14 protein-coding genes are annotated in these 18,661 nt (G+C 58.2%); 3 read left to right on the forward strand and 11 right to left on the reverse strand.

What is annotated here, in order from left to right:
* The first annotated feature begins 71 nt into the window (after positions 1-71).
* Positions 72-683, forward strand: coding sequence for a TetR/AcrR family transcriptional regulator (locus IE087_RS19535; protein ID WP_189371060.1), 612 nt, complete (start codon positions 72-74; stop codon positions 681-683).
* Here the strand turns inward: IE087_RS19535 and IE087_RS19540 are convergent.
* From IE087_RS19540 to IE087_RS19560, 5 genes are all read right to left on the reverse strand, one after another.
* Positions 680-1,693, reverse strand: a complete 1,014-nt coding sequence (locus IE087_RS19540) for an AbrB family transcriptional regulator (protein ID WP_229801476.1) — start codon at positions 1,691-1,693, stop codon at positions 680-682. The genes IE087_RS19535 and IE087_RS19540 overlap by 4 nt on opposite strands.
* On the reverse strand, positions 1,690-2,325 hold the full coding sequence (locus tag IE087_RS19545; RefSeq protein ID WP_189371061.1) for a GntR family transcriptional regulator: 636 nt from the start codon (positions 2,323-2,325) through the stop codon (positions 1,690-1,692). The genes IE087_RS19540 and IE087_RS19545 overlap by 4 nt, the downstream gene beginning before the upstream one ends.
* 72 nt (positions 2,326-2,397) lie before the next feature.
* Positions 2,398-6,324 carry a translocation/assembly module TamB domain-containing protein gene (locus tag IE087_RS19550; protein ID WP_189371062.1) on the reverse strand — a complete coding sequence of 1,309 codons (3,927 nt, stop codon included), beginning with the start codon at positions 6,322-6,324 and terminating at the stop codon, positions 2,398-2,400.
* The gene (locus tag IE087_RS19555) at positions 6,324-8,108 is read right to left on the reverse strand and encodes an autotransporter assembly complex protein TamA (RefSeq protein ID WP_189371063.1); all 1,785 of its coding nucleotides are present in this window, start codon (positions 8,106-8,108) and stop codon (positions 6,324-6,326) included. The genes IE087_RS19550 and IE087_RS19555 overlap by 1 nt, the downstream gene beginning before the upstream one ends.
* A gap of 100 nt (positions 8,109-8,208) precedes the next feature.
* Positions 8,209-11,133, reverse strand: coding sequence for an ABC transporter transmembrane domain-containing protein (locus tag IE087_RS19560; RefSeq protein ID WP_189371064.1), 2,925 nt, complete (start codon positions 11,131-11,133; stop codon positions 8,209-8,211).
* 237 nt (positions 11,134-11,370) lie between these two features.
* Between IE087_RS19560 and IE087_RS19565 the strand changes: the two genes are divergently transcribed.
* The gene (locus IE087_RS19565; protein WP_189371065.1) at positions 11,371-11,751 is read left to right on the forward strand and encodes a DUF3307 domain-containing protein; all 381 of its coding nucleotides are present in this window, start codon (positions 11,371-11,373) and stop codon (positions 11,749-11,751) included.
* A gap of 82 nt (positions 11,752-11,833) precedes the next feature.
* Here the strand turns inward: IE087_RS19565 and IE087_RS19570 are convergent, their stop codons facing one another.
* The 6 genes from IE087_RS19570 to IE087_RS19595 form a co-directional block, all read right to left on the reverse strand.
* The gene (locus tag IE087_RS19570) at positions 11,834-12,139 is read right to left on the reverse strand and encodes a hypothetical protein (protein ID WP_189371066.1); all 306 of its coding nucleotides are present in this window, start codon (positions 12,137-12,139) and stop codon (positions 11,834-11,836) included.
* 1 nt (position 12,140) lies between these two features.
* Positions 12,141-13,190 carry a phage minor head protein gene (locus IE087_RS19575; RefSeq protein ID WP_189371067.1) on the reverse strand — a complete coding sequence of 350 codons (1,050 nt, stop codon included), beginning with the start codon at positions 13,188-13,190 and terminating at the stop codon, positions 12,141-12,143.
* A 277-nt stretch (positions 13,191-13,467) separates the two neighbouring features.
* Positions 13,468-13,677, reverse strand: coding sequence for a helix-turn-helix transcriptional regulator (locus IE087_RS19580; RefSeq protein ID WP_444545921.1), 210 nt, complete (start codon positions 13,675-13,677; stop codon positions 13,468-13,470).
* A complete protein-coding gene (locus IE087_RS19585) occupies positions 13,659-14,078 on the reverse strand; it encodes a hypothetical protein (protein WP_189371068.1) in 420 nt (139 codons plus the stop codon). The genes IE087_RS19580 and IE087_RS19585 overlap by 19 nt, the downstream gene beginning before the upstream one ends.
* Before the next feature lie 874 nt (positions 14,079-14,952).
* A complete protein-coding gene (locus tag IE087_RS19590; protein ID WP_189371069.1) occupies positions 14,953-15,882 on the reverse strand; it encodes a glutathione S-transferase C-terminal domain-containing protein in 930 nt (309 codons plus the stop codon).
* Positions 15,883-16,082: 200 nt separating this feature from the next.
* Positions 16,083-17,375, reverse strand: coding sequence for a DUF1963 domain-containing protein (locus IE087_RS19595; protein ID WP_189371070.1), 1,293 nt, complete (start codon positions 17,373-17,375; stop codon positions 16,083-16,085).
* Between the two features lie 560 nt (positions 17,376-17,935).
* On the opposite strand from IE087_RS19595, the gene IE087_RS19600 reads away from it, so the two are divergent.
* Positions 17,936-18,406 (forward strand): hypothetical protein, encoded by a 471-nt coding sequence (locus IE087_RS19600; protein ID WP_189371071.1) that lies wholly within the window; start codon positions 17,936-17,938, stop codon positions 18,404-18,406.
* Positions 18,407-18,661 lie beyond the last annotated feature (255 nt).

Here is an 18,661-nt window from a genome sequence, read left to right on the forward strand (position 1 = left end):
GGGGTGCTTACTTATGGTAACAGACATATGTAATAGCCACTTACTTTGGCAAGGGAGAGAGGCAAAAAAACTTGGAGCAGACCACGGATAAGGCCCCCCGGACCCAGTATCACCACGGTGATCTGCGCGCGCATCTCATTGAAACTGTGCGCATTTTGGTCGAGGAGAAGGGCGCCGACGGGTTTTCGATTTCCGAGGCCGCGCGCCGCGCTGGTGTCAGCTCGGCTGCACCCTACAAGCACTTCAACGACCGTGCCGAGATAGTGCGGGAGGTTGCTATGGCGGGAATCGAACGGATGCGGCAGCAGATGGATGAAGCGGCCAAAGCGGCGTCGGGCGACGACTTGGCCGCCATCACGGCGCTTGGATTGCTCTACGCCAAATTCGCACGCACCGAGCCGGGAGTATTCCGGTTGATGTTCGGCTTGACCAAGGGTCACGGTCAGGATCCGGAGTTGCGGGAAAAGGGGCACGGCTGTTTCGAGATCGTGAAGCGCGAAGTACGTGCGGTCATGCGGGAAGGCACACCAGACGCCGAGATTGAGCGGCGCAGCATGATGTTGCACATGTTCGTGCACGGTCATGCCTTTCTGGAGATTGACGGCAAGCATGACGTGGAGCTGACAGATGAGCAGGAAGCCATGATCATGGCCGACATCTCGCGCCGCATCATCCGCGACTAACGGAAGATCCGGGCAAAGAGCGGCGCACCAAGGATCACCACGAAGATGCGCAAGACATGGTGCGCAATGACAAAGGCGACGTCAACTCCGACAATCAGCGCCAGCACCGTCAGTTCTGCTTGCCCGCCGGGTGCGAAAGCCAACAGAGCCTCCATCCCCGGGGCAAGACCAGCAGCATAGACGCCTTCAACAAAGATGATTGTCAGCACGATCAGGATGCCGCAAAAGCCCAACCCGGCCGTCAGGTCGCGGCGGATTTCCGTCATGGTGATGCCGGTGTATTTCACGCCCACGGTTGTCCCGATAAAAAATTGGGCGGCCCAAATTGCTTCAGCCGGTGGGCGGTGTTGCAGAAGACCCGCAAGGGCCATGGCCGCCGCCACGATCAGGGGCCCGAGGATCGACGCACCGAACATGCCAAGCGCCTTGGCCCCGCGCCATCCCACAAGAGCCGCCAACACCATCAGCCCCAACTGCGTGGGTGCCAACGTCGCCGCTGGCACGCCCGGCGGGTTGCTCAGGTCCGCATCCCAAACCCCGCGCAGAATAAAGGGCAGGGCGACGACAATTACCAGAACCCGTGTTGCGTGGATCAGCGACAGGGTCCGCGGATTGCCACCTGCCTCTTCGCCAAACACCAGCATGTCCTGAAGGCCGCCGGGCATGGCGCTGTAGTAGCTGGTGACAAAATCGAACCCCCAAAGCCTGCGGAAATAGGGCACCCCAATCGCCCCGATAACCATGATCATCACCGGGACCAGCAGCAATGTGGGCCACATGCTGAGCATCGATACCAACACAACCGGGGTGATCGTTGCGCCCACCGCCACGCCCAACACCGTGCGCATACCTTGGTTGACCAAAGGCACGCCCGACATGCGCACCCCCGCAAGGGCGCTGATCAGGCAGGCAAAGATGGGGCCCAAGAGCCATGGCAGGGGCAGCGAAAGCCAATGAAACAACGCGACACCCAGCCCTGCAATCGCAAAGGTCATGGCAACCCGGATCACCGGGCAAGCACCTTCAACCGGTACCGCAGCGAGGTTTGCAAATGTGCCTCCGCCGCTTCGCCCGCCGCTGCGCTGTCTCCGGCGGCGATGGCCGTCAGGATGTCGTCATGCTGTGCTGTCACAACCTCGATCCGCTGCTTGTCGGCCAGCGTCGTCGGCCCCATCAACATTAGGGCGTTGTTCAACGCACGGGCCGCGTCCAGAAGAAACCGGTTGCGCGTGGCAAGATAGATGCCCCGGTGAAAGTCCTGATTCAGCGCCGCGGCTTCCGCCGGGCTGCTCTTGGACATTGTGCTGTTCAGATCGCGCAGGGCGTCAATTTCGGCGGCGGCGGCGTGTTTGGCCGCCATCTCGGCAGCGGTGCGCTCCAGCACGATCCGCATCTCGTAGAGCTCGACCAGTTCAGAGTGACTCAGCTGCCGAATGACGGCACCCATCCGGGGGCGGTGTTCCACGATGCCGTCCGCCTCCAGCCGCCGCAGCGCCTCACGAACCGGGGTGCGGGACAGGTTCAGCCGGTCGGCCACGTCGGTTTCGCGCAGACGGTCGCCCGGCGCAAATTCACCCGTGCGGATCGCAGCCAGCAACTGGGCATAGGCCGTTTCGCCCTGGGACATATCTCGATCGGTCATCGCGCACCTCAATCATGTATCCATTTGGATACAATGTGGGGGTGCGAGACACCAGCGCCAATTGAAACTGGGTCAGTAGTCCCGTTCGATGAAGATACCGATGCCGGTATTGGCGTCTGCACCCAAGGTGCCGCGCGCCGTGATGTTGGGCGTCAGATCGATGTTCAGAGACACCTCCGGCCCGTCGGCGCCACCGACCGTCACGTCGGTATAGACGTTTTCAGAGATATACCTGCCTGCCCGAACAGCCGTGTTTCCCTCTTCATCCGAGGTAACATCAAGATCGTCCAACCCGAACGAGCCACGCAAGCGCGACACGATCCCTTCGCCGCCTTGGCCGGCAAGGGCTGCCACAGCGCTGGCGAGTTGCAAAGCCTGAAAGGCCGAGAGTTGCGTAATGTCCCGACCAAAAAAGATCTGGGCCAGGACCTGATCCTGTGGCGCGTCCGGCGTGGATTCAAACGTCACCTCCGGATCGTCTGCGGGCCCCTCAACAACGATGCGTGCTGAGCCCGCCGATGTCGGTGTTTCGGCTACCAATCGCAGCAGCGGCTCGAACCGGCCTTGCAGGGCAACGCGTCCCTCGGTCAGCTCAAACCGCTTGGTTAGTACGTCGATGCGCCCTCGGATCAGGTTGAATTGTCCGGTCGAAATCATGTCGGCCGTTGTGCCGCTCAGCCGCAATTGCCCACCCATCTCAGCATCAATGCCGCGTCCCCGGACAAAGATGCGGTTGGGTGCGTTGATCTGGATGTCGAGCGGATAGGCTGAGCCTGTTGCGGTTTGGCCGCTTGTCTTCACAAGGCCAGCCCGTTCGCGGGTGCGCATGACAGGGCGCGTGGCGCCGATATGGGTGATGTCAGGCACCGCCCCGAACGTTGAAATACCGCTCGACGGCACGCGCACGTCGGTTTCGCCAAGATTGATCTGGCCGGAAATCGCGGCCCCTCCGGTCAGCGGCCCGCGCAGCGCGACCTGCCCGTCAACGGTTGTGTTGTAAAGCTGCGGGTCGCGCAATGTCACCGCGTTCAGCGATACGTCCAGTTGCGCCGGGTAACTGCCGCTCAACGTGATGGGACCGGAAATGCCAATGCTGCCGCCCTCTGAAATGGCTCCTGTGAAATCCAGAACGGCCTGTCCGCCGGACAAGCGCGCCGCGCCCGACAGGTCGGACACAGAGACGGGCAGGCTGGGGGTCGCCAGTTGCGCGCCTTGGGTTGAGATTTGACCGGAGACGGACCCGAGAGCGGGGGGGCCGTTGACGTTCAGGTCAAAGTCGGCAGTTCCGATAATCGTGCGCGGTGCGATGAACGGGTTGGCAAGGCCAAGCTGCACTTGCCCGCGTGTGGCAAGGTCCAGCGTGCCATCCCCACGCACCCGACCCGTTGCGGTGGCCGTGGCACCGGACGGGCCTGCAATGCGGGCGATGATGTCATAATCCGCCCCGTCTTGTTGGGCTGTGCCGTTCACCGTCATGCTGCCTGCCAGCCCGGGTACAAGCGGCGCCACATTTGGAAGGGTCAGCGCATAGCCCGCGCCCAGAACACCGTCCCGCAGGCTGGCACTGACCCGACCCGAACTGCTGTAAGGACCGGCGACATCGGTCACGACCTCCCAACCCTCAGGGGTTTGCGACAGGGTACCGTCCAGCGCCAGCGGCCCGTTCACACCGGGCGCCACAGCCCCGACATTGGGCAGACGCAGGTCGAAATCCGAGGTCAAACTGTCCGCATATGTGCCCGAGATTGTCCCGGCGCTCTCATAGGGTCCGGTCACCGCCGCGTCGAAGGTCCACCCCTCGGCGGTTTGCGCCACATCACCGTTCAGCGTCGCACCTCCGGGCACACCGGGGGCAAAGGCGTCGATTGTTGGAACGGCCACATCATAGCGGGCTGTGACGTTTGTTCCGTCAAACTGCCCCGTCACCTCGGCCCGTGTCTGCGCGGGGCCATCGATAGTGCTATCGAACTGCCACACGCCGTCGGCCTGCCGGGCCGTCGCCGTCAGATCTGCGCCGCCCTCGATCTGGGGCACGAGGGGCGACAGGTCTCCAACGGCCGCCTCAAGCGCAATCTCGGTGCCGTCCGGCGCAACCCGGGCCGTACCGGTCGCTGTGCTGTCCAAGGGCCCGGCCAGACCGGCCGAAATATCCCAAACCTCGCCTGTTTGGGTGGCCGTTCCGTCTACGGTCAAGGGGCCGTCTACCGCCTCGGTCACTTGCCCCACATCCGCCCAGGCCGCATTGAACCGCGCGACCGAGCCTCCGGTGCGCAGGTCTGCCGACGCGGTCAGGTCCAGAGCAGGGTTCTCTAGTGTCAGCCGGTCGACAAATGTGCCGGTGGTGTCACGACGCGCGGCAAGGATCAGGTCCGTCTGTCCAGCCAGCAACGTGTCTGCCTGTGGCACACCGATAGCTAGTTCTCGCGTCTGCCCCCGCACCTTGATGTCAAAAAAGCCACCCAGGGCCGCCGTCCCGGACAGGGCCAGGTCGCCGGCCCCCGACAGATCCAGCCCGGCGAGATCGGCAAAGGCGGACAGGTCCCGTGTCACAAGGGCTGTATCGAATGTCGTCTCGAATCCCTCGTCAAACCCGCTGACTTCTGCCTGACCCATCAGCGCCCATGCGGCACTGGCAAGCGTCAGGTTTGTCAGGGCCAGTGGCGCATCATCGGCATAGGTAATGTCGAACCCACCGGACAGGGCAGAACCGACGGCCCGCGCCAGCCCCGGATCGCTCAGCGCCACGCCATTGGCATCCACATTCAAGCGACCTGCCAACGCACCGATTGTGCCCACTGCACCGCTCAGTGTCCCGTCAAAATCCAGTGCGATCTGATCCACTGTGGCATCGGGCTGCTCAAGGCCAGTGGCATTGATGCGCGCGACCAGCGCATCGCTCTGATCTGCATTGAAATCGACGATAATCGACGCGCCGGTTAGGAGCGTGTCGCCAGGCAGGCGCAATGGCTCCCCATCCGGGTCCGCAAGCGTGCCTTCGATGTCCAGCACGGTCGGCCACGCATCGCTGTTCAACTCTGCGCGGCCCGCCAATTGCAAGGCGCGGGTGTCCAGGGAAAACGCCTCCAGTGACAACGCACCATCCGCATCGCTGCTGCCGCGCGCGGTCAGCGCCACATCCGTCCCGAAGAAGGCGCGGTATTCCTGCAGGAATAGGGCCGACACATCGCCATCCAGCGCGGCATCAAAGGTCATCGGCCCGTCCGCTTCGCTCTGCAGCGCCAGCGTGCCGGTCAGGCGCTGCGTGTCGTCGGTGCGCAAATCCAGCGTTGCGCCAAAATCGCTCAACACCCCCGCGCCCGACACAGTCAGATCAACGCTGGGGCGGTCGGGGATGTTCAACACGCCGGAAACCAGCCCACCCGCGCCCTCGCGCAGTTGCAGATCAAGGAACAGGTCGCGGGTGTTGTTGGCATAGGCCGCGGTAACTTCGAACACATCAAGTGCCACATCGGTGCGTGTCGCAGTGATGCTTGTGTTGCCTGCTCCACCAGCCAATGTCGCGGTTCCGGTTATGGAAAACGTGGCAGGGTCCCCAAGCACCGGGGCACCCAACACAACCTCGGCCAGATCAAGCTGTGCGATGCTGATCGATGCGGGCAGGTCGGGCAGGGCAAAGGGGGTTGCCTCGGGCGCTGGCAGGTCGCCGCCTGAGGCGGCACCGGGCAGGCGCGGCAGCTCGATGCGGCCTGCGCGCAACTCCTGAATGTCGATGGCAGCACGGAACAATGCGCGGCGGTTCCACTGCATCGCCACGTCTTCCATCGTCAGCCAGATGCCCTGATCGTCGGCAATCGTGATGCGCTCGATCGTGGCGCGGCTGCTCAGCGCCCCCGCAAACCCGTCAATGCGCACGATGCGCCCTTCACCGCCCAGGCTGCTTTCCAGTAGCCCAACCAGGAATCCGCGATCTTCATCGTTGTCCTGCGCCAGCGCCGCGGCGGGCCAGATCAGGACTAGAAAAATCGCCAAATACCGCATCAGAAGGCCTGCCCAATACCGATGTAAAGCTCTACCCCGGAGCTGTCGCCCGGCCCTGAACCGGGGACAGCCACATCCAGCCGAATGGGACCGATCCCGGTGTCATAGCGGATGCCAGCGCCAAACCCGGTGTGCCATTCGCCTGACCCGTCGATAAAGCTCTCGGGTCCGACATAGCCTGCGTCATAGAACCCCACGACCGAAAACTTGTCGCCCGTCTTGACGCGCACTTCCCCCGATATCCCGGCAAAGGCACGGCCCCCGATGGTTACGCCCGGGCTCAGCTCCACGCCAAGGGATTGGTAGTCCTGACCGCGCACCGTCCCGCTGCCGCCGGAAAAGAACAGGAAGTCGGCAGGCGCTTCTTCGATGGAGGGACCGGCCACTGACCCCAACAGCCCACGCACGGCGAAAACAACCCGGTCACCCAGCTTGCGATAGGTGCGCACGTCGATGGTGGACAGCACGCCCTCGCTGGTACCTTCGATGTTCACGAAAGGCTGCACCAAGGCCTCTGCATAGTAGCCGCGCGTCGGGTTCAACGGATTATCACGCCGGTCGAACTTGGCCCTGAAGGGCAATGTGAGGATCGTGTAGTCGCGCTCGCCCAGATCATCACGCGTTTCGGCCTTTCTTAACCCAAGACCGTAGTCGTATTCGCGGTCCTCGCTCGCAAAATAGGTGGTACTGAACTCCAACCGCGCAGTTCGGGAAAACAGGTTTGGGTCGTCGCGCTGTTCAATCTCCGCCAGCAATTGAGCTTCAAGGTCGGTGCGCCAAGTGGCAGGGCGGGACAGTTGTGCGCCCAAGCGAAAGTCGACACCGTCGGTGTCGCCACCGACGCCACTGATTTCACCGTCGATTTGCAGGCGTTCAGCCCCGCCAAAGATGTTGCGATGCAGCCAAAGCGCACTGACGCTGACGCCATCGGTGGTGCCATATTCCGCGCCAAAGCTATAGCGGCGGGGCAATCGGTCGGCGATCTGCGCGGTCACATCCAGCGTGCCATCGGCATTGGCGGTCTCCGCTTCGGTCAGGGTGGCCGACGCAAAGGTGCCGGTTCGCCGCAGTCGGGTTTCAACCTTGTCCAGCGTGTCAGGGTCAAACACCTCGCCGCTGGGCCAGCCGGCAATCTCGCGGATACGCTTTTCACGCACAGCGCTGTCACCCTCCAGACCCAACCGTCCCAGACGAAGTCGCGGGCCAGGGTCCAGCCGGACATCTGCATTCAGTTGGCCTGCCGGGTGGTTCGCCGTGATCTGTTGACCGCTGACCGATGCCTTGGCGTGACCTTCGTGCCGCCACCCTTCAATGCCTGCACTGGTTGCATCCCGTAGAGCGGACACGCTTGCCGTCTCTCCAGTTTGCACTTGCGGGGACGGGGTGCTGCCGGGGGCCAATGGTCGCACGGTAACCGTGCCAAAGCTGAACACCTTGCCGGGATCCACGGTCAAGATGACGGTGCCAACGCTTTGCGGGGCCGATATGGGCGATAATCCTGCTGCCTCTTGCCCATCCACGGTGATTGAAATGGTGGGGCCGAAATACCCCCGGTCATAGAGAAGGGCGATCAGCCGGGTATAGTCGGCCTGCGCGGCGCTGATCACATCGATAGACCGAACGGTGCCCTCTTCGTCCTGCAACCCGGCAGTCAGAGATGCCGCGCGCAAGTCTTCGGTCAGCGCATCAGGCGCGCGTACAACCACGTCTAGGGCCCAAGAAGGGGCCGATAGGCCAACGCTGACCCCGCAGACCGCCAAAAACCGGCAGGTATTCCGATACATTGCAGTACTCCGCCGCGCGCAGCACGCGGCCTTATGCTACGTGCATGCCAAATCTGGGGCCAAGGTTCCAGCGTCTTGACTGGAATTGTGGCGACGGGCGTCAGGTTTTGACGTAACCGGCGACGACTTGCAGCAGGCGAAAGGCCGTGGCGGCATCGTTTTCAACCACCGCCATGAATTCCTCTTCGCCAATGCGCAAGCAGGTCAACTCGCTCTTGGCGCGCATATCCAATGCGCGGGGTTCGCTGCGGATCAAGCCCAACTCACCCACAAGGGCACCGGAACCGACTGTTGCAATCAGCGCGTCATCGGCCCCGTCCTGCGGCAATAGCAGATCAGCCTCTCCGTCGATGACCATGTATGCGCCATCGGTTGGGTCGTCATTCCTGTGGAACACATATTCACCGGGATGCGCCGTATACCAACGCGCCCCGAACGCCAACAGGCGCAACTGCTTGCGCTTTAGACCCGAGAACATGGGCGCTTGGCGCAACGCATCAACCTTGCGTGCCAGGTCCGCGCTGGCATCCGTACCCGCTTCGATCCGCTCTCCTTCTGTGCCCTGCAACCGACCTTGGACAATCTCGACATGCGCGTCGAAGGCATCGTCGTCTTCGAAAGACGTGCCCAACACGATCAGGGCGGTGTCGGGCAACAAGGCGCGCAGGTTGCGGAACAGCGCGGCGCGCGTTTCCTCTCCATAGCTGGCCATCGGTTCATCCAAAATCAGGATGTCGGGTCGCTTGATCGTGGCGCGGCTGATCGACAAGGGTTCAGCAAACAGGGCGGGCAAGTTGGCGCCTCCCAAGGCGATTGGCACGTCAAAGACCAATTCCAACACCAGTTGATTGGCGCCCGCCTCGGTCAGTGCTTCAACGACGATGCGGCGCAGATCATCGGCTCGTGCGCCAGCACTGTCGGACACCTTGCCATAAAGCGCGTTTTCCAGAACTGACAAGCCATGCACATGGGCATCCGGCTGGATGGGAACAAAGATGTTTTTCATCTGCCGACGCAGTTCCGCACCATGCTCGGCCCGCATCTTTAGCACTTGCTCGCGCACATCCTCGGGAAAGGCGGCGGCGACCTGTTCGGCCGTGATGTTGCTGGGCACGCTCAAAAGCAGGGCCAGTTCCTTATCGGTGATGTCGGACCCGGCAGGCTTGCGGTCCACCAGCTCAAGCGCGGTCTCGTAAATCTCGACCTCGAGCCCCAGCTTGCGAAACAACGGGTGATCCGTACCGTTTGGACCAAAGGTCTGACGCAGCATCTCGAGGATGTTGCGCGCCATTTGCTCAAGGTTCGAGGCCAGCGACAGGTCGTGTAACAAGCGCAGGAACTCGATCTCGGCTTCGATCAGTTCCGGGCCAATGACCTCGCGCGGTGTGGCAAAAAGAGTGTTCTCGGCAACGGGCAGGGCCGGATTGTATTTATCGGGATCAAACGGGTGAACATAGCGAGCCAACCCAGCCTCGGCGACGGCAGTCGCCACTTTGGGGCGCAGGTCGATCAGGGCTTTGGCAAGTTGAGGGTGTTCCTTATCGTCAAAGGTCTGGTCCATGGTTCGACGCGTCAGCGCATCACCCGACCCGCTGCCGTCAATCAATGTGTACCACCATGTCCGCAGCGCGTTCTTGTCCGGAACGCCTGCAATGGTCGGGTCCAGCCATTTGCCATCCACCATGTCCGGGGTGTTGCCGGCCCGGATCGCCTCGCGCTTGAAATCCGTCTCTTCACTTGCGACGGTCGGGGCAAGGCGCATGGGCATCATCACGTTCTGGCCGTAGCTGCCCTGGAACATGATGGGGCGCGAATTGGCATGGCCGATGCGCCTGGCAATCGCCGTCTGGTGAAGCGAGCGGATGTCGTGGCCAGATACAGTAACCGTGCCACTTGTCGGCAGAGTTTCCCGCGTCAGCACCTCGGCCAGGGCGCGACGATCCTCGTCATTGGGGGCAGCGATGGCAAGGCTTGTCCCCGCGGGGACAGTCAGCGAAATGTCTTCCAGCACCGCGTTTCCATCACCATCACTGACTGTGACATGATCCAGAACGATGTCTCCGGTCAGGCGTGGCGTTTCGGGTGCAAGACCATAGAACAGATCGTCCTCAATCATGCCCGCGGGGGCAAAGCGTTCGGTGATGGTATCCCAGCGCAGGGACATGTCGGCCACCTGGTTGTAATAGGCCAGCAACTCCTTCCACGGGCTCGAAAGATCCTTGTAGGCCGCCAAAGCTGCAACCAAGGCCCCGATGGTCACGTCGCCCCGGATTACCAGATAGCCACCAACGGAAAAGAAAAAAAACGGCGTCAGTTGTGTGATGAAGTTGTTGAGGAACTTCATAAAGAATTTCTTCTGGTAGATCTCGAACCGGATGGCAAAAAGGTTGCCCAGCCTGTCTCCAATCATCGCCATCCGAAAACGCCAGCCGCCATTGACGCGCAGGGTGCCCGCACCTGCCGCTCCTTCTCCGATCTCGGCAGCGAGGGCACGGACCTGAATGACACGCTTCTTGTTCAGCAGGTTGATCTGGCGTTGCAGCTTGGGGATCAGCCACGCCTGCAACGGGATCAGGGCAATGGCGGCCAAGCCGAAGGCGACGGACTGAAAGAACAGAAAGCCAAGGATCGTCAGCATCTGCCCGGCCTGCAGCACAGGCTGGGCAATGGCGTCGCCCATCAGCCCGCCCATCGGCTCGCTTTCGGCAGTGACCATGCTGACCAGCTCACCTTGGCTGGTGCGCTCGAAATAGGGCTGCGGAAAGCGCAGGATGCGGGCAATCAAGGTATAGCGAAAGCGGCGCAACAGGCGTTCGGCCAGCACGCCTTTCATCGTGTTGATCCGCATCTTGAGCAGGCCATGGCACAAAACGGCCACGAGGAACCCGCCACACAGCATCATCAGATAAGTGATCTGATCAAACTCGTACCCATAGGCAGAGACAGTCGGGGATCCTGACCCAATAGCGTCATTGATGATCTGCTTGGGCAGCTCCAGCGTCAGGTAGAGCAGCGGAAACAGCATCAGCGTCACCACCAACAGGATCAGCTGATCGCGTTTCGAGTAGGTCCAGATAAATCCAAAGAGGGAGCGTTCTATGATGCTTGTCCACGTCGTGAAGGGGCGGGAATTGCGCCCACCATCAGCCTAACAACGGCGATCACGGGAAATCAATGGCGCGTCAGCATACGGTACGGCATGGATTGCGACAAAACACATCGCAGCCTAGGGTAAAGGCAGAGGAAACGCGAAAGGCACACTTTGACCGACCCAGTTACCTTTGCTTTGGTTCTGCTGTTTCTGCTGCAGGCAAAGCACCTGTTTGCCGACTTCTACATGCAAACGCCAAGGATGCTGGCGAACCGTGGGCGCTACCTGCATGTGGGGCGGCTGCAACATGCTGGGCTGCACGGGGTGGGGTCGCTGGTCGCCATGGTGCTGGTTGGTGTGCCAGTGGCCTTGGCACTGATAGTGGCGCTGGTCGAATGGGCTGTGCATTTCCACATAGACTGGGGCAAGGGGCGCTGGTCTGAACATACAGGCCATGGCCCCGACCAGGGCGGTTTCTGGCGCGCCTTCGGGCTGGATCAAGCGCTGCACCAGTGGACATATCTTGTCATGGTCTGGGTCGTGTTGCCTTGAACGTCGACGACGCGGGACGAAGCTGCTTTTCGCTGCGCTTGCGCTAAGGTCTGCTTTGTGAGTTCCTTCGTTCAGAAACGGCCTAAGAAAGCGAAGCTGCCCAGCCCAAAAAATCCTCGAGCAGAAAACGGACGCCCTTGTCTGGAATAACCCAATCAGCCCTGGATTCATTGAACCAAAGCGTGCCCAGGTCCGTTTTGTCGTCAGCTAAGAGACTTTTGCCATACTTGGCCAGTTCCCGGACTGCCTGATCACCGTATCCTTGCCGAAAATCTTCATAAATTTCATAGCGCGCACCCGGCGTGTCTGAATCCCATCCGGGATAGACAAGGTCTAGGTCCTGGTGAAGCTGTAGAGTAAAGTCATAAAAAGACTGTGGTGGCTTCATATCAGTCCCTCCTTGGATACGATGTGATGATGATAAAGCCATCGGGCATGTCTGGGGCATGCTCAATCACCGTTCCAACCCCAAACGTCTGCCGAAGAATTACGGGTGATGAGCGTCGTCGGGTCATTCGGAACGCCTCCGTTCCCGTCGGTGAAGAAAAATCACTTTTCAAGAATGCCCTTTTTCTCCTTCCGCTTACGACGTCTTCGACAACAGCAGCATTGTTAGCAAGGTTGGAATTTGTCAACTTGCGTGCAGCCTCAAGGGACGGAAATGATCCGTGACGATAGCGATAAAGGCTAAGAAATGGTGATCGAACGCGAGGGGTCGTGACAGAACTCAGCAGGAAATCATCGCTCTTTCCTACGTGTTGAGCAATAGTATGCCCTCCACGAACTTCATGTTCCAACAAATCTTGTGGCGGAACTCTGCCGTCAAAGTCAGCTAGAATTACGTTGTCTTGAGGGGTTGGCACAATGGGTTCCGCGTAGCACCGGCAGTTATGAGCTTCGCCCGGATGCCCGCCCGCCGGGGGATCATCCCAGCGAAACACTTGGTCGTCGTAATCTGCATGGCTATCCCGCACTTTGGCGTCATCCTGCGAGCGCCAAACATAACTCTCAATACCAAGGTCTTCTTGTCGAAGCTGGTTGATCAGACCAGCAAACGCTCGCAGCAAGCGTTCTTCCATTGCCGTGCGCAGAGGTCTCAGTCGTTGAGGGTCGTCTTGGTACTCATTGAATATGCTATCAAGTCGCGACTCCCATGCGCTTAACGCTTCTTCTTTGGCGTCTGACACATCTCTTAGATCAGCTTCAGAAACGAGCGGCACGGTATCTGGGGGCGTCAAAGCGTTCAGAAGCATTCGGGTGTTTTCGGCCGTCACTTGGTCAAGGCGGTCGCCAAAATCGGCCCGTAGAGTGGAGTGGTTCGGGAAAGCCGATTTGAGAGAAAGCCCAAGTTTTTGGCCTAGAATTCTCCCGTGCCGGTGCGAAAGGACGTATTGGCCAGTGCCGCCATGCCTTAGGAAGTCACTAAAGTTTTGCTGCATGGACACTCCGCGCAATAGTTTAGCAAGACTTACTGCGAATTTATGAACAAAAACTGCTCGCTGCGTTCTATGAGCAGTTCAATAGCGCAACGTGGTTGACACTCATAAGCAGCCGTTCGTTTATGGCGCAGCATTTGGTAGAATGGGCTCGCTACGGACATCCGCCGCACCTCGTCCCAAGGTCCCCCGGCAGCCCAAATCGGACATTGGATCTACAGTCCTGTTGACCGATCAATGGACAAGGGATGCGTTCGAGCGCGACATCCCGTTTGGACTGTCAGCCCTCTTCTTCAAAAACATCTTCGATCTTCCTTTTAAAGAGCCGCGCGATACGAAAGGCCAAAGGCAGGGAGGGATCATATTTTCCGTTTTCGATCGCATTGACTGAATTTCTAGAAACGCCCAGTTCTTTCGCGAGGTCAGCCTGGGTCCACCTGAGCTCAGCCCGCAGCACTCGAATTCTGTTCTTCATCGTTTTGATGCCCACCAGACTGTCAAACCAACGCAGAAGGAGACGCACAAAATTATCGTGGTGAAGGCCACACCAAACCCGAACCCGGTGGCGGCCGGACTTAGATCCTGCCCTGCTGAAGTTGCTATGCGGGTAATCTTGTTTTGCACGGCAGGTGCTGCGCTCATCATGATGACGCATGCAATTGAAACTGGCACCCCAATAGCGCTTGCAAATGCCAGTGCGTATCGCGCACTCGCTGCTTCTACTTCATCTGACCCTTGGAAGACCGAGGCAAAACACCAAGCTGACCATGCGAGACAAAAAAACAAGAAGACGACCTGGGCGATGAAGGGAGGGTCGAACAATAGAAAACCGGAAGTACCAAAAAAGATGACAAACAGCGCTGCGGCTTGGGTTCGTCCAGAAAGGGGCATGGTTGGTGTCCTTTTCAAAATGTAAAGCAAGCTTGTCATGATTCGACGGCGAAGTAAAGGTAACGCTGTTCGCTGTGTAGTGCGTTGAGATGATTGCGAACCGCATTGTATTTGCGCGCTGGGAAAACTCACTGGCGTCTGAGAAACGTTCCAGAGCGTGCATTCATGCCAATCACAGCATCAGTCGGTATGGGCTCGCTGCCCGATTTCGCCGCGTGTCTCCCCAATAACCGCTGACCATCAATAAAAGACATTGAGACCCGGCTGACGCTGGCCCCCCCCTTTGCTTTGGCTCCGGGGATTTGGACAAGCCAAACGCCCTCCGCCGTCAGGGTGGAGGCGCAGCCTCCCCCCTCGGACAAGACAAATAGACAAGGCCGTGTCCTCGCTGCGCTGCGGGCCGCACCAACCTTGTCGATTTGTCCTGTCTCGCCCCCCTCCGCGTTCGCCACGTGGCAGATTTGCAGGAGCAGGCGGCTTCGCCGTCTGACCTCCAAATCGCCCCCGATTTTCCGGATGGGAAACGGGATCAAACGAAACAACCCAAACGGGTCTGGACAGGAATTGGGTCAGTTTATGACGCAAAGGTCAAAGTCTTCTGACGTTCAACAGGGTTGTGGAAGGACACACAGTTTAAAGTCTGTGCGATTGCTAAGTCATTGATTTATCGTTTCGAATTTTTCTGGACGCAGCCATTTAGAGTTTTTGGACACATAGCATTGGGTCTGGGAAATCAGCCAGAAAAATCGTTTAATCTCAAACCATTAGAAATCAGCGTTTTGAACGCGCCGCCAGAGCGGTCATTCATGCGGATTGCAGAGAATGTCTGGTTAGAGCCCAAAGTGCATGATGCTGCATGGTGAACGAATGGCCGCTATTCAGACAGACCTTCTTGGCTTTCCCAGTTAATCTCTGGTTGTTGACCTATGATGCCGTTTGGATTGTGGTCGCCATCGTTGACGTAGTAACCATATCTAATCTCGTCGAAGTCAACCGTTTGTCGAATGCCAGGCATCTGAAATATGCGGCGCGTGAACCGCCATAGTAGCGGATAATCTACCAGTCTTTTACGCGTGCAGCGGAAATGCGTCGCATAGACTGTGTCAAATCGCACGAGAGTGGCAAACAGCCTTATGTCGGCCATGGTTAGATCCCCTCCGAATAGGAAGGTTTGACCTTCCAACCTGTCTTCCAGGGTATCAAGTGTGCCAAACACAGTATCGACGGCTTCGTCATATTCGTCCTGTCGTTGGGACTTCCCTGCACGATAGACAGCGTTCGACAGCCCGTCGAAAATGTAGTGTGTTAAATCGTCGACTTCGTTTCCCAAAGCAGTTGGTCGAAGGTCGATCCTTTGGCTGATCCCATCAAATGCCGACATAATGTCAGCAGAGGAATTGGAAATAATTCTGCTATCTGCGGCATCCCACAAGATCGGTACTGTTGAGCGGCCCGTGTAGTCAGCAACTGTTGACGTATAAAACTGATGAACATGTTCAAAATCTGAACGGTTCGAGAGTAGTCCGCCCTGCAATAGGCCATACCCTTCACGACGTGCTCCCCCTGCCCACTGAATTCCAATAGTGTCTTTCAGACCAGCAAGAACGAGTGCGATGACCGCGCCGTGCGACCAAGGGCAACTTGCGGAAGCAACGAGGAAAAACCGGCCTTTCGCATTGCCGGCGTCTCGTAGAAAATTCGCATCAATTGACGTTGGGAGTGCGCTCAGCTCGCGTCGATACTTGCCAGACACCATCGACCGATCGGCAGCATCATCCCAATTTCCGTCAATCAACATACCCATTTTCGTGCTCCACCATCTGTTATTGGGAAGCTATCACTAAGGCCAGAGAAACGAAAGCGGACCTCGGCGCAATTGCGGCGAACGTTCACTTTGTCCCGTACTGCCGTCATTGGCCGGGTCGATGGTGGAGGTCCGGTGTACGGGACGAACCGGCCATTCTGTTTTCAGGAACGAATGGGCACTAATGAGCCTTCGATGGATCAGTTGGTGATATCCAATTCCATTTTGTCGAACTTACCACGTTTCAAAGCCCTCCTGTTGATCAGGAAGACCAGCGTGTAGGCGTCGCCCCACACCCAACCATTCAGTCTGCTGCTGGGTAGCTCCAGAAGCACTTCATTGGGTGAGCCGCGTCCATGAGGCGTATAGATGAAGCCGTGCGGAGCATGAGACATGCCTCCGAGTTCCGTATCCGCCATATCGACGCATTTTCGCTCTATGCGATCACGCTGAGGAGGTGCCAAGGCATCCCTGTCCTCGACAAAACATTGGAAAAGATGTTCGTCCAACATGAACAAATACATATTAGCACAGTCGGATTTCTCCGGATCCACCAACATCACGGCTGCGGGCTCGATGTCGACGACCTTGCCACCGGCGCCGTGGGTCACATTAAGGCCGGTCAAGGACAAAGCCGATATGTCTTCGATGAAGCAGGAAACTCGGTCCAGATCGAAGGATTGTGTTTGAACGGCATGCGCCGCCGCGTCAAAGGCCTTACGGGTCTTGATCGCTTCATCCTGAATGGAAAGGACCGTGGTCATCGCCTTCTCCTGCAGACCTCCCTTGATCTGGTGGTCACATTGAGCGAGCCGCATATCAATATCCGCCGATATACGCTCAATGAGAAATCCGAGGCTGGCCGTGTCGAAAGGACGGTGCTCTGGTTTGCCGAAATCCAGCAGTTCCTTGTCTCGCCTCAGTCGGGTCGAGAGCGTCTGCGCGGGCAACTGTCCTTCATTTTCGATCGCCGACACTGCAAACCTGTTAAAGTACGGAAAGCGCGGGGTGGGGCCACTGTCGTCGTGGTTCAAGCGATGGTGCGGTATCGGCACATCAGCCGAGCGCAGGCTCAGGTTTCCACTTACGTGCAGAACTTTGCCTCCGCATCCACGTGGGTGATTGAAGAACACCAGATGTCCGTTACGTGGGCCGAGGCCAGACCAGATGTTGGTTGGTACTTTTGTTAGGTCAATCTGTGCGAGAAAGTTGAGTGGAACACCATCAATCTCGGGCCAGGCGACATCCGTAGGAAGCATGGGTTTTCCGCCGAACCAGCCAGCTTCGGTCGGTCCAGGTCGGACAATCGGTTTGAGGATCACCGAAGGACCTGTGTCTGTCCGAGCTGCGTCATGAACCGCTAGCGCGTCGACGTTCGTGTCGAGGATTGCTTGCAACATTTCTGTGCCGCCAGGCCCGTTCGGAGCATCGGAACGGCGTTTGCCGCGACGCTCTCTGATTTTGCCAACCAGTTTGTTCAACACTGTCCGCATGACCCACCCTCTCACTCTATGTAGAGTAGAATCTTAGTGTTCGTTTCTGGCAAAAAGATGGAACGGGCTGGAAAACTGGCAACAGCCCAGGTCGAAGTTTTCATGCCATGCAACATCTGAGATTTACGCATTTCGCAGCATCGGTCACTTCGGGCTCATCAGGTTGGTTCGGCGCTTGAAGCATCCGCAGCTGCTTCGGAACGTCGCTGCCATAGACCGTCGCACTTTCGGAGGGGGTAGGGTGCGAACAACACCGACAATCTTTGTTCTTGTTCCATCGGCAGCTTGCTTAGTCATTACCAATTTGGGCGGAAACAGGTTTCCGCTTTCTAAAGCAAGCAACAGACGGAGGATGAGTTCTTGGTTAGGTCTCACTTTTAACCAAAAGGTGTCACAATGACCTGGTTACGATCGATGTGGAAATTATTCGCCATACGTGGTCATGCCTAATGAGTATCTCAGATCAAGAACGACTTCACTTGCGCAGGGTATGGTTTGAAACTGCGTCCCTCGCCACATGTCATTGTCCCAGAGAAAAAATCTCCGAGGTCCTATCGGCATTGTCGTCTGACGACTTGCATGAACTCGCTCATGGTGAATGCGAAGAAGATGGTTCGATTGCAGCGGCAATTGTGCGTCACCCATTGTGTGATTGGGGCTCTGCATTCGAGATTTTGCACAGCTATTCGGCAGCAGCGTACCAAAGCTATTGGAAAGATGGGAAACCCGAAAGCAGCTTTGGCACAGTGGATCAGGTTCTTTTCGACGCGTTTGCAACCATAGCAATGCGTGCTGCTAGCGAAGGATTTCCTACTCGTAAGTTCAAACACTACTTGGAAATACACCGCTTTGGCGATGAGCAAGGTAAACCAAACCCCTATCATCCTTCAAACTGGATAAAATGGTCTCTCCCTCGACGCGTTCTTGAACCAACCGATGACTGCAAACACAATCCTTCTGTTGTTTTGGAGGGTGGAAGAATTCTTCCAAATTTTGAGTTCTGGTTGACTGGCCGCGCACGTCTTCACTAAGGCCCCCAAGAGCAGAAATTCACGCTCTTTGAAAGATCCGCTATTTTCGATCTCATATCCGCCGTTAGCCGTGGAGCGCCTTGAGTTCAACTTCAGCCCTTAGCTGACGTTCGTGTAATTGCAGCATTTGGTAAAGTGGGCTCTTACTGACCTTAGCCGCGGCCTTCATGAACGGCCCCTTTGCGGTCTGGGTCAGAAATGCTTGACGTTTGGGTCAGAATTGAACGACGTGGATGGTTGACTTTTTGAGGTTTT

The sequence above is a fragment of the Tateyamaria omphalii genome, assembly GCF_014651375.1.
Classification (GTDB): domain Bacteria; phylum Pseudomonadota; class Alphaproteobacteria; order Rhodobacterales; family Rhodobacteraceae; genus Tateyamaria; species Tateyamaria omphalii.